10 protein-coding genes are annotated in these 12,290 nt (G+C 40.1%); 2 read left to right on the forward strand and 8 right to left on the reverse strand.

The genetic code is table 11. The features are described 5' to 3' along the window. Nucleotides 1–105 precede the first annotated feature (105 nt). The 6 genes from arsJ to C9J47_RS12725 all read right to left on the reverse strand — a co-directional run bounded on the left by arsJ (nucleotide 106) and on the right by C9J47_RS12725 (nucleotide 7,280). Nucleotides 106–1,338 carry an organoarsenical effux MFS transporter ArsJ gene (arsJ, locus tag C9J47_RS12700; protein WP_107253861.1) on the reverse strand — a complete coding sequence of 411 codons (1,233 nt, stop codon included), beginning with the start codon at nucleotides 1,336–1,338 and terminating at the stop codon, nucleotides 106–108. Nucleotides 1,339–1,444: 106 nt separating this feature from the next. Next, nucleotides 1,445–2,446, reverse strand: coding sequence for an ArsJ-associated glyceraldehyde-3-phosphate dehydrogenase (locus C9J47_RS12705; RefSeq protein WP_107253862.1), 1,002 nt, complete (start codon nucleotides 2,444–2,446; stop codon nucleotides 1,445–1,447). Between the two features lie 210 nt (nucleotides 2,447–2,656). Next, on the reverse strand, nucleotides 2,657–3,169 hold the full coding sequence (locus C9J47_RS12710; protein WP_107253863.1) for a phosphatase domain-containing putative toxin: 513 nt from the start codon (nucleotides 3,167–3,169) through the stop codon (nucleotides 2,657–2,659). Between the two features lie 66 nt (nucleotides 3,170–3,235). After that, nucleotides 3,236–3,997, reverse strand: coding sequence for a metalloregulator ArsR/SmtB family transcription factor (locus C9J47_RS12715; RefSeq protein WP_107253864.1), 762 nt, complete (start codon nucleotides 3,995–3,997; stop codon nucleotides 3,236–3,238). 199 nt (nucleotides 3,998–4,196) lie between these two features. Next, on the reverse strand, nucleotides 4,197–5,306 hold the full coding sequence (locus C9J47_RS12720; protein WP_245903444.1) for an alpha/beta fold hydrolase: 1,110 nt from the start codon (nucleotides 5,304–5,306) through the stop codon (nucleotides 4,197–4,199). A 336-nt stretch (nucleotides 5,307–5,642) separates the two neighbouring features. Further along, nucleotides 5,643–7,280 (reverse strand): GMC family oxidoreductase, encoded by a 1,638-nt coding sequence (locus tag C9J47_RS12725; protein ID WP_107253866.1) that lies wholly within the window; start codon nucleotides 7,278–7,280, stop codon nucleotides 5,643–5,645. A gap of 304 nt (nucleotides 7,281–7,584) precedes the next feature. Here C9J47_RS12725 and C9J47_RS12730 point away from each other — a divergent pair, with 304 nt between their 5' ends. Together C9J47_RS12730 and C9J47_RS12735 are read left to right on the forward strand one after the other, a co-directional pair. Continuing rightward, nucleotides 7,585–9,576, forward strand: coding sequence for an SDR family oxidoreductase (locus C9J47_RS12730; protein ID WP_107253867.1), 1,992 nt, complete (start codon nucleotides 7,585–7,587; stop codon nucleotides 9,574–9,576). 63 nt (nucleotides 9,577–9,639) lie between these two features. Further along, a complete protein-coding gene (locus tag C9J47_RS12735; RefSeq protein WP_011218901.1) occupies nucleotides 9,640–9,906 on the forward strand; it encodes an acyl-CoA-binding protein in 267 nt (88 codons plus the stop codon). 192 nt (nucleotides 9,907–10,098) lie between these two features. On the opposite strand, the gene C9J47_RS12740 is transcribed toward C9J47_RS12735, so the two are convergent. After that, nucleotides 10,099–11,778, reverse strand: coding sequence for a wax ester/triacylglycerol synthase family O-acyltransferase (locus C9J47_RS12740; RefSeq protein ID WP_107253868.1), 1,680 nt, complete (start codon nucleotides 11,776–11,778; stop codon nucleotides 10,099–10,101). A gap of 11 nt (nucleotides 11,779–11,789) precedes the next feature. Further along, on the reverse strand, nucleotides 11,790–12,146 hold the full coding sequence (locus C9J47_RS12745) for a phasin-related domain-containing protein (RefSeq protein WP_107253869.1): 357 nt from the start codon (nucleotides 12,144–12,146) through the stop codon (nucleotides 11,790–11,792). Between the last annotated feature and the right edge of the window lie 144 nt (nucleotides 12,147–12,290).

The following is a 12,290-nucleotide window of genomic DNA, read 5'->3' on the forward strand; positions in this document are numbered from 1 at the left end:
AGTAGAAGTTAGTTATTCTGAAAGCAAAAAATTCACCAACACATCGTTATGAATCTGTTGATGAATACTTATACCCAAGTTGCCTCAAGATGCGATAGTGCGACGTTATAAAGCGGCTTCTACCTTAGGGTGTGCAGGTAAACGAATAGAAATCACCGTTGTTATAGCTAAGAAAACAAAAGAGACCCATAAGCAAGCAGCAAGTCCGTACTCTTGATACATCCAACCCGACAAAATGGTACCAATTAAACGCCCCATCGCATTCGCCATGTAATAAAAGCCAACATCCAGCGATACGCCGTCATCTTTGGCATAGCTAACAATCAAGTATGAATGCAGTGAAGAATTAACCGCAAATACTGCACCAAAAATTAATAGGCCAACGATAATAGTCAGCTCTGGCTGCCAATGAAACTGTACGCCAAGCGCAATGATTGCGGTAATAACAGCAAGCAAAGCAGCCCAGCCCAGAGCCGCTCGTCCATCTGGTACAATACCTTTCGCTTTACCCGTTAACCGAGGAGCAAAACCTTGAACAACACCATAAGCAATAACCCAAGTAGCAAGAAAGCCACCAACCATTACATGGTCCCAGCCAAATACTTGTCCTAGGTAAATAGGCAATGCGACAACAAACCACACATCGCGAGCACCAAACAAAAACATACGAGCAGCAGAAAGGATATTGATACTCTCACTTTTTGAAAATATCTGACTAAATTTTATCTTGTTCTTGGCTTTCCCCATGTCTTTCTCAAGCCAAAGCAAACTCATGCAAAATACAATCGCCAGCACAGCAGCCATTACCAACACAGAACCTTGAAAACCTAATGCCGCCAATAATAAACCGCCCAGAAAGAATCCGGCTCCTTTAAGCGCATTCTTTGAGCCAGTTAGAATTGCAATCCACTTATACAATGCACCTTGCTGATCGCTAGAAACTAAAGTTTTAATGGCACTTTTAGCGCTCATTTTATTTAAGTCTTTGGCTATACCCGACATCGCTTGTGCCAGCATCACCCAAGCAACGGTAAGATAAGCTGTCGGAATGGCAAGCATGCCCAAGGCAATAACCTGCATAGCAAGGCCAATATTCATCGTGCGATTTAACCCGACTTTCGCACCAAGCCAACCACCAAGAAGGTTGGTTACTACACCAAAAAATTCATAGAACAAAAATAGTGATGCAATTTCGAGCGGTGAATAGCCAAGTTGATGAAAATGTAAGACCACCAGCATGCGTAATGCACCATCAGTGATGGTAAAGTTCCAATAGTTAAACGTCACCAACATGTACTGCTTTACATCTTTCGACAGATTTGAAAACGCTGCAATCATTCCGATATCTCTATCTCATTCTCCGCATTTATTAATTATTCATAAATACGGAGTAATTTTCTTCGTTAGCCATCATCAACTCAGTCAATGACAATGCTAGATGTGACTACGCAGAGCCAACTTGACGAATTAACTCTGAAGTACGCGTCGCGTAACCCATTTCATTGTCGTACCAAGCATAAATTTTCACCATGCGATCATTAACAACCATGGTAGATAGTGCATCAACAATTGTTGAACGTTGATCACCTTTGTAATCAATAGAGACAAGTGGACGATCTTCAAAGCCCAGTACGCCAACCATTTCAGTTTCTGATGCTTCCTTTAGCAATGCGTTAATTTCTTCAGCGGTTGTATTTCGGCTTACATCAAAAATAATGTCCGTTAACGATGCGTTAGCTAAAGGTACACGCACTGCATGACCATTAATTTTTCCTTTTAATTCTGGGAAAATTTCTACAATAGCAGTAGCTGAGCCCGTTGTGGTTGGAATCAAACTTGATCCACATGAACGTGCACGACGAAGGTCTTTATGCGGCGCATCAAGAATGGTTTGGGTGTTGGTTAGATTATGAATTGTCGTAAAAGAGGCTTGATCGATACCGATCTTCTCATGAATCACCTTAACAATCGGTGCGATACAATTGGTAGTGCATGATGCTGCTGTAACGATGCTGTGCTTTTCTGGATCAAATAAATGATCATTCACCCCCACCACCACATTGAGTACACCTTCTTCTTTTACAGGTGCAGATACAACAACACGTTTTACCCCCTGATCGAGGTACTTTTGCAGCAATGCTGTTTTACGATGAACACCCGTAGCTTCAAGAACAACGTCACAGCCCGACCAGTCGACAGCTTCAATATCACGCTCTTGGGTACATGTGATGCTTGCATCGCCAATCAACAGCTGATCACCTTCAACAGTAACGGCATGATCCCAACGACCTTGAATCGAATCGAACTCAAGTAAATGCCCCAGTGTTTTTGCATCACCAGCCACATCATTTATCTGAACAAATTCTAATTCATCCCAATCAAAGGCTGCGCGAAGTGCTAAACGTCCGATACGACCAAAACCATTAATACCGACTTTAATTGTCATGTTCTTACCCTTATTCATTCAATGTTACCGTAAACTGAGATGCTATATATGCAAACTCATATATATGCTTTGCCGTATATTAATAAACCTCAGACTGATTGACCAGTTTTTTCTGTAAAAAAAACCCTTAGTGCATTGTAGTTCTTGCACTAAGGGGCTTAATTTTTAATTATCTAAGAGCTGAAAAATGCCCTAACTGTTAGAAACCGTTTATTTAGCAAATTGTTGAATGTAATCAATGTGCGGTTGACGAGTGAATGCACCCGGACGAAGTGCTTGAATTTGTGCAATCGTAGGTTCTAATTCAAAACCACGAGCTAACATTAGGCGTGCAGCAATCAATCCTGTACGGCCTGAACCTCCCATACAATGAATAACCAATGACTCGCCATTATCTAACATTGCTTGTGCAGCAGTATTCGCTGCACCCCAGTTTGCATCAAATGCTTCGCCTGGGGCACAATCATCTTCAATAGGAAGGTGAAACCACTTAAGCCCTAGCGTCTTACATTCTTGTGTTAACAGTTTAAGTCCACCATCAGGTAAGTCACTCTCTTGCAATGCCGTTAAAACAGCGGTTGCCCCTGCCTCTTTTAATTGTACTAATGAATCATGCAAATTTGCTTCTTTCTTACCTGGGCAAGGTGTCAGCAGAAGTTGTACGCCTTGGCTGCCCAAAATTGCATCTAGAGAAAGAGCCCAAAATGGATGTGTATTCGACATTGTGTGTACCTATAATTTATTGTTTTAAAATGACTGAAATCTTAAAAAATAAGTCTCCATAAACGCTTATTTTTTCTTACTAAATCCTGGCTTTTTTCTATCTTTAATCTGGCTGATCTTTAATTTTTCATTATTGATTAGCCCAGGATTACCATTGCGTACCGTTGTTAATATGTGGTGAATCCAAACAGGTAAATTCTCAGGTAAACGATAGAAAACCCATAAACCTTCGCGTTGATCTTTTAAAATTCCCGCATCACGCAATAGAGCAAGATGACGAGAAACTTTTGGCTGACTAACAGACAAGGCTTTCGTTAAATCACCCACCGAAAGGGCAAACTCATCTTCAATCAACATCAAGATACGAAGACGAAGCGGATCACTCATGATCTTAAAAAGTTCAACAGGACCAACAGCATCACTTTGATCTTCACCATTTAACATCAAAAATAATGCGATTTTTGCTTTAAGCCCTTCATAGGTATCAACGAAACCCTGAGCCCCCTCTAGTGGTTTAGGATCTTTAAAATCCCAATGGATCAACGCATCAGATTCAGGGAATAATCCACACTCATTACTCGCCTTATCACATAGTGTTATAACCACATCAAAATGCTGATCATGTAATGACTCAGCTGAAACACTTTGAAGATTGTCACTATTCACACCATTTTGAGTTAAAACAGTATAAACACGCTCATCGACAGTTTCGGGGCTCATACCCGCACTCATCACTTCATAACTCTCATCAGCCATGTGTCGCATTAATGCCTCAGCCAGTTGAGAACGTGCCGAATTGCCAGTGCAGAGAAAAAGTATTTTTTTCATATGAGTCTTGATTTTCGATATTTGAAATCATTATATACGACTAAGCATATATATCAAAATACAGATATGGCGATTATTGATATAAAAATGCCACCTTGTGTATAGACAAAGGTGGCAAAAGATTAACTTATACCATTCTAGGTAAGTAGTTGATCATAATATTGCGTAGGAAAAATCGCTTATAACTGCTCGTCGTTTTTCAACAACCAGAACGTAACGGGTCTTCACTTTGGTCAAAGGGCTGGATCGTATTATCTAGGATCCATTCTTTGATTTTCGACATGATAAGAGGATGAGAAAGCAAATCGAGATGGTTTATTCCCTCGCCTATCCACTTATGCTTAGGTGGGAAATCTAGCCTAATATGCCCTGTTTCCGCATCACCCAATGCACTTGATACAGGTACAAGCCCATCGCCTAACATTTGGCTTTTCTCATCGTAAAAATTATTCCCAAGGCAGCTCGCTATCGCATAACATGCAACCCCTTCTGGCAACGTAGGTCGCTTTTTAAGTATCTTTCTTGTTTCTTCATCTTGCAGCCAATCACTATGGCAAACAAAGCCATGGCTTAGGTCTCTTGTCCCGCAACTGCGGATTTCCGTTACTTTACTTAACACCTTTAAATATGGCGCATCAGCAATTCTTTCATCAACCCAGCTTGCCAACTTAGCCAATGGGGCACCATTATGTGGTGTGCCTAATGTAATAAATGTGGTTAATTTATCTAACCAATCCACATTAAGCTGCTTGCCATAATAACAAGCACTGCGAGTAACCAACCCCCCCATACTATGACCTACAATCACTAACTCAGTGACCGCACATGGCCAAGCGGCTAATAACGCCTCAAGCTTTAAGGCAAACTCTTCGCCGTTAGTTGAAATATGCATGCCAGTGTTATAACGAAGGTAGATGGGGGTATAACCAAATGTTGCCATGAAACGACCATGATCATGCTCTTTACGTAACCATTGCACATCATTCATGCACCAACCGTGTACGCAAAGTATAATTCTGTCTGTCGCTTCTGGCAGTTGAAGAGATAATAAAGCCGGATCGTCACTTAGCGTTTGCTGCTGATCGCGAAATTGCATTTTTTGAGCAAAACGGCTGTCTCGCTGCTCAAGAGAATCACCGACCATGCCATTTAAGGTAGCAATCACTGCATCACTCTGGACGGGTGGTAGACCCTGCTCGATAAATTCTGTGACTTTATCTTTAGCAACTCCGGTGTTCTCAGCCATTTTAGAAGAAATTTCATCTATCAATGCTTGGAATTTCTGACTCAGGTTGTTCCTTGAAATCATATTCACACCCCGATTTGTGGTTCTAAATGCTTTCATATAGTGATACATCTTTCTTAATATGTTAGCAGCCTATTAGCAAAGACTTATTATTCAATATCTATACAATCATACATTGTATTAGCAATACATATTTATATAACACTTTAGTAGATTTAACTGAAATGAAAAAAGCAGAAAGGGAAAGAATAAAACACTGGCATTGAAATGAAAAAATATAACATTAAAAAAACAGACATAAGATTATAATAAATAAAATTAGAATAATCACCCTAATTTTCACTTTAAGCATAAAAAGGCTGAAATAATTCAGCCTTTTTATGCTTACAAATAATATCATTAAGCTTTTGTTGTTTCTTTTTCCTTTATTTCGATATTAACATTATTATAATCAGCCAAAATCATATCAGCTGCTTTTTCAGCAATCATAATGGTCGGCGCATTGGTATTTCCACCAATTAACGTAGGCATAATTGATGCGTCTACAACACGCAAACCTTTAAGGCCAATTACCTTTAACTCTGGATCGACGACAGCTTGATCATCAACACCCATCTTACAAGTGCCAACTGGATGGTAAATTGATTCTGCTTTTCGGCGAATAAACGCTTCCAGTTCTTCGTCTGTTTGAACCTCTTTCCCTGGAAATACTTCAACGCCTCGGTAATGATCAAAAGCTGGTTGCTTCAAAATTTCACGAGACATTTTAATGCCTTTTATCATGATTTTGATGTCTTCTTTGTTCTCTAAATAACGAGCATTAATCAATGGAGGAACAGCAGGGTCTGCACTTCTTAATGTGAGTTCCCCTCGGCTTTTAGGGCGAAGATTACACGCATGTAATGAATAACCATGCCTAACTGTTTGCAATAGATTAAGGCCATGATTATCAAGAAAACACGGTGAAAAGTGAAATTGGACATCAGGTACAGCAAGGGAAGGGTCACTCTTTACAAAGCCACCAGCCTCCGCAATGTTTGTGGTAAAGTTACCATTTCGAAATAATAAAAAGTCAAAAATACCTTTAATCGAACGCATTAGGGCAACAGGTGAAAAACCAACAGAGTGAAAAGTACGCTCACGGGTTACAGCCAGTACATCAAGATGATCTTGTAAATTTTTACCAACGCCATCAAGCTCACAAATTTGTTCGATACTATGCTGATTTAAAACATCTTTACTACCAACACCAGAAACTAATAAGAGCTGAGGGCTATTGATTGCCCCCCCACTAAGAATGACTTCTTTCATTGCGATTATCGTATATTTACGACCATCTTTAAGGTAATCAATACCTACTGCTGTTTTACCATCAAAGTTAATTTTTGTCGTCAGTGCATCGGTAATAACGGTAAGGTTTTCTCTTTGTTCGACTGGCCGTAAATACCCAATTGCAGAGCTACAACGCTGACCATTTTTTTGCGTTACCTGATAATAGCCGACACCTTCTTGATCTTCGCCGTTAAAGTCATCCGTTAACTTATGTCCAGCTTGCTGCGAAGCGTTAAGAAACGCTTTTGATAATGGATTTTTTGTTCGTAAATCAGCGACATTTAACGGACCACCCGCACCATGATAAGTACAAGCACCACGCTCTTGGTGTTGTGCCTTTTTAAAGTAAGGAAGCACATCACTATAACCCCAACCGTCATTACCTAATGTTACCCATTCATCGTAATCACACGCATGCCCACGGATGTAACACATCGCATTAGAAGCACTACTTCCTCCTAGTGTTTTACCACGAGGCCAAAATAACTTTCGTCCGCCAAGGTGTGATTCTTGCTCGGTATAATAACGCCAATTCATTTTTTTTGAATGCATCATTCCAATTAAACCCAATGGGACGTGCACCATAACACTTGAATCTTTTGGCCCTGCTTCTACCAAGCAAACTTTTATCTTTTTATCGGCTGACAATCTATTAGCAAGTACACACCCTGCAGATCCTGCACCTACAATTATAAAGTCATACATAATACCCTCTCACATTCATTGTAATGATTATTGCCAGCCAAATTTATTAAAAGTTAATATTGTTATTATAACTAAATGTTGTTTTTAATATGAAAACACTCTTTTCTACCATTATAAATCATAGTGTAACTTCCAAAAAAACTTATTACTTTTTTCACTTAAGATGAAATATGGCCGTTAATTTAAATAAAAAGGTGATCTGTTTAATAGTTTCAAAGATTTAGTAACGACAAGAACTCTGACCAGTGTATTTTGTATTTCTAAAAGGAATGTTATTAGATCAGTTGTATATTAAGGAGAGACCATGGCATATTTTTTGACTGGCGGTACAGGCTTTCTTGGACGAAACCTCATCACCAGACTTCTAAAGCGAGAAGGCACGATTTACGTCCTTTGTCATAATGAACAATCACAAGATATACTCGAAGCTTACATAGAAGAAACGTCTATTCCAGCTGGCCGTGTATTACCTGTCACTGGTAATTTAACGCATGCTGGTTTAGGTTTAGCGAAAGAGGATATTGCAAAGTTATCTGGCTCTATTACGCATTTTTTCCACCTTGCTGCTATTTATGATTTAAATGCCACAGCCGAAATACAAGAAGCTGTTAACATCGAAGGAACACAAAATGCTGTCGATGCGGCTGAGAATTTACAAGCAGGTTGCTTCCATCACATCAGCTCAATTGCAGCAGCTGGGTTATACGAAGGGCACTTCCGCGAAGATATGTTCGATGAAGCGGAAAATCTCGATCACCCTTACTTCTCAACCAAGCACTTATCAGAGAAAGTTGTTCGCGAAAAATGTACAGTTCCCTTTCGTGTATATCGTCCTGGTATGGTTGTGGGCGATTCAAAAACAGGGATTGCAGATCGTGCCGATGGGCCGTACTACTTCTTCAAAATGCTACAACGCATTCGTAATGTATTGCCAGCATGGGTACCAACGATTGGTTTAGAAGGCGGACGTCTTAATATCGTACCCGTTGATTACGTTGTTGATGCACTAGACCATATTGCGCATAAAGATGACTTAGATGGACGTTGCTTCCACCTAACTGATCCTAAACCTTACCGTTCAGGTGAAGTACTTAATATTTTTGCTGAAGCGGGCCATGCGCCTCGTATGGCATTACGTTTAGATGCACGCTTATTTGGTTTTATTCCCAATCAAATGAAGAACGCTATTTTATCGTTACCAACGATTAAACAAATTAGCGACGTAACGATGAAAGATCTTGGTATTCCTTCATCAGCATTACAATTCTTCACCTACCCTACAGAGTTTGATTGTCGTGAAACGCAAAAAGCCCTTAAAGGTTCTGGCATTGAGTGCCCTCGCTTACCAAGCTATGCCCCTGCCATTTGGGATTACTGGGAACGTCACCTTGATCCAGAGATCTCGGGTGATCGCAGCCTTAAAGGTCGCGTAGAAAATAAGATCATCTTGATCACTGGTGCAAGCTCAGGCATTGGCCAAGCAACAGCGTTCAAACTTGCCGAGAATGGCGCACAGATGATTTTAGTTGCTCGTGATGAAGAGAAACTGGCTAACACTAAAATGGAAGTAGAAGAACGTGGTGGTATCGCTCATACATACCAGTGCGATTTATCCAATATAGAACAAGTAGATACGCTTGTTGAGAATATATTGGCAGAACATGGCCGTGTTGACATCCTAATTAATAACGCTGGTCGCTCGATTCGTCGCTCTGTTGCAAACTCCGTTGATCGTTTCCATGACTATGAGCGCACAATGCAGCTTAACTACTTTGGCTCATTGAAACTAACCTTAGGCTTACTACCAAATATGGAAGCACAAGGTGGCGGTCATGTTATTAATATTTCATCTATTGGTGTACTGACTAACGCCCCTCGTTTCTCTGCTTATGTTGCTTCAAAAGCCGCGATGGATGCATTTACACGCTGTGCTGCCTCTGAATATTCAGATATGAACATTAACTTCACGACGATCAACATGCCTTTAGTGGCAACACCAATGATCGCACCAACGAAGATCTACAAATCGGTACCAACATTATCGCCAGATCAAGCTGCTGATTTGTTAGCAACAGCAATCATTGATAAGCCTAAACGTATTGCAACTAACTTAGGTATTTTTGGTTCCGTTATTCATGCCCTTTTCCCTAAACTTGCTGAAATAATCATGAACAGTACCTTCCGCATGTTCCCTGATTCGAAAGAAAGTGAGCAAGGTAAAGAGGATAAAACAGAAAAAGCATCATCAGCAGAGCTAATGGCATTCTCTGCACTACTACGTGGTATCCACTTGTAGTTTAACAACCCACCTTCATCGGTGGCTAGGTATTAACAACTTTATAATTAAGGATAGAAAATCATGGCAGATTTAAAAGCAAGCTTTGAACAAGCACAGTTAGATGTTAAGAAACTGACTCAGCGTCCAACAAACGATGAATTGCTTACAATGTATTCTTTGTTCAAGCAAGCCACTGATGGTGACGTACACGGCAAGCGTCCTGGTATGTTTGACTTTAAAGGGGCGGCAAAATACGAAGCATGGGAAAAGCAAAAAGGAATGGATGCTGAAACTGCGATGCAGAAGTATGTTGACCAAGTAGAAAAAATGGCAGCAACTTACGCATAATCCATACATAGAAAAATACTATAAGACCGCACTTGATGCGGTCTTTTTTATGCACAGCATTTATACGTCATCAGGGTAGTACACAATAACAAGTCACAAAGACAAAAGTGAAATATTGTTCTAATAAAAAACCGCAACCTATAAATATAGATTGCGGTAAAAGGGAAAGAACGTCTTTCTTATTATGCTACGTTATGACGAAGCTGATGTACTTTTTGGAATGATATCGATAGCAACTGGTTCATTCATTAGCTCTTCATTTATCGGCTTAACCGCAGGATCAATCTCGATTGTTTTAGAAAGCATGGCAGTTAGCTGTGATAATTGCTTTTCCAGATGATCTACTCGCTGCTGTTTCTCCATGTACAAACGCTCAAATTCAGCATCATCTGGCGTAAGGGCTTCACGTGCTGCAAGTACCGCCATTTCAACCGCCACTGTCTCGCTATCATGGCTTTCCATCTGCTCTGATACTGCTGACACTGCTGTATCCATGATATCTTGCTCTAACTCATTTAAGGCCTCTTCCATGTACCCTGCAATCACCTCAAACCCAGGCAAAGACTGGCTACATGCAACCAATGAGTAGTACATCTTTCCTGCATTACTAAAGAATGTAATATTCAGCGTTTGGCCAGGCATAAGCAACGATACAGGGTATTGCTCTTTTACTTCTGCCCCCATGAAATACAAGGTATCTTTCACACCCGGTACATTAGAGATAAGTATGTTACTTGCTGGCGGAATAAACCCATTTAAGCCAAATTTACCGCTAATTAAAGACGCACCATTAACAAGTAAAGAGTAATTAACATAAGCATCAGGTGAAATATTTAAGGCTTCATTTTTTAAATCAACCGTTGCCTGCTGAATTGCTTCTAATCGCTCTAATGACGTTAAATGCGCTCGACCCAGCTCAACATGCCCGATAGACATCTTATTGCCTTTACTTGCAACCTCTCCTTTACTACGAAGGTTAATTGGCATCATGGCAACTAACGGTTTTCTTAAAGGTAACGAGCGATCATTTAAGTAACGATTCAGAGCAATATCACTTACCGTGAAGAGTACATCATTCATTGATGAACCCGTAATATGGCTAAGTTGATTCAATTTACCCATAGAAAAATGGCCTAAACTCACCGCTCGGCTACGCTTAGGACTCAAATTGAACGGTGTTTTGGGTGCGGTAAACGGCACCTTCAAATCACAATCAGCCAGCTTTACCGCTTTCAACGCAAGCTTACTACCCAATCGGAACATGGATGGAATAAGCGATATTTGCTTTGATGCCTGCGAGGCTGTTTTTATTACCATGTCGGTAAGGTGTGTTTCTGCACGGCGTTCTGATGCCGTTTTACGTAAATCACATTGCCAAATAGGCTTAGTAAATGATTCTTCAGGGTTTGTAGCACAACTACGGGTAAATAAACTGCTGGCACGAACACCATCTGCCATTGAATGGTGGACTTTAAATACAATCGCCACACGATTATTTTCAAGGCCACCAATCACCCATACTTCCCACATTGGTCGACTTCTATCCAATACTTGACCATGTAAACGACCAACAACTTGTTGTAACTGTTGTTCATTTCCTGGTGATGGAAGCATAGTAATACGTAAATGATCTTCTAAATTCACTTTCGGAAGTGTTTGCCAGCTTGGTTTGCCCGTAAACGACCACTGAAGCTTCCAATTAAAAGGTGCTGTCACGTCAGTTTGCTGTAAAAATTCACCATAGAGATCTTGCGCATACGTAGCCGCATGCTCTTTAGGCGGTTCTAATATAACCAAACCAGTTACATGCATTGGTGTTTTGTCAGATTCAAAAATAATGAAACTTAAGTCGAGAAGAGACAAACTAGGCATAGATGTTCCTCTTATTTTTGCAAAAGCTTATCAACAGCTGCCGTTAATGTATCAATACGCTCTTCAAGGCCTGATAATTTAGTGCGATCGATACCGCTTGTACGGCGAATAACATAATTAACCTGCTTTTCAACGTTACCTAAAACAACTTTTTTGGTTGAATCGATACGCTGCTTACTCTCGGCTTCAACATATTCACCTTTATCAACTAAAGCGCGGAATTGGCTGCTAAACAAGCCTTGAGTTTGCTGTTTTTGTTCCATGCCTTTGCTATAAGCACCTAGCCCCGCTAAATAAACAGTGCGAGCAGTTTCTTCACCAACAGAAGTAACAGATTTAACACTTCCGATTATATTTTTGAGCATCATAATTAATTCCCTTATTTATTATTGGCCTGCTTCTTATTTACGAAAAAAAATAAACGAAACAATGGCATCTATCATTAAAATAAGATTAGCAATTAAAATTAGATCATTCTTTCTAATTTCAGAATTAGAATACCGCTGAGATCA

The organism is Photobacterium indicum, from assembly GCF_003026215.1.
GTDB classification, from domain to species: Bacteria; Pseudomonadota; Gammaproteobacteria; order Enterobacterales; family Vibrionaceae; genus Photobacterium; species Photobacterium indicum.

Coding starts and splice junctions, on each gene's coding strand:
- C9J47_RS12730 (WP_107253867.1), top strand. CDS start 7,585: ATGGCATATTTTTTGACTGGCGGTACAGGCTTTCTTGGACGAAACCTC.
- C9J47_RS12710 (WP_107253863.1), bottom strand. CDS start 3,169: ATGTCGAATACACATCCATTTTGGGCTCTTTCTCTAGATGCAATTTTG.
- C9J47_RS12705 (WP_107253862.1), bottom strand. CDS start 2,446: ATGACAATTAAAGTCGGTATTAATGGTTTTGGTCGTATCGGACGTTTA.
- C9J47_RS12735 (WP_011218901.1), top strand. CDS start 9,640: ATGGCAGATTTAAAAGCAAGCTTTGAACAAGCACAGTTAGATGTTAAG.
- arsJ (WP_107253861.1), bottom strand. CDS start 1,338: ATGATTGCAGCGTTTTCAAATCTGTCGAAAGATGTAAAGCAGTACATG.
- C9J47_RS12720 (WP_245903444.1), bottom strand. CDS start 5,306: ATGATTTCAAGGAACAACCTGAGTCAGAAATTCCAAGCATTGATAGAT.
- C9J47_RS12715 (WP_107253864.1), bottom strand. CDS start 3,997: ATGAAAAAAATACTTTTTCTCTGCACTGGCAATTCGGCACGTTCTCAA.
- C9J47_RS12740 (WP_107253868.1), bottom strand. CDS start 11,778: ATGCCTAGTTTGTCTCTTCTCGACTTAAGTTTCATTATTTTTGAATCT.
- C9J47_RS12745 (WP_107253869.1), bottom strand. CDS start 12,146: ATGATGCTCAAAAATATAATCGGAAGTGTTAAATCTGTTACTTCTGTT.
- C9J47_RS12725 (WP_107253866.1), bottom strand. CDS start 7,280: ATGTATGACTTTATAATTGTAGGTGCAGGATCTGCAGGGTGTGTACTT.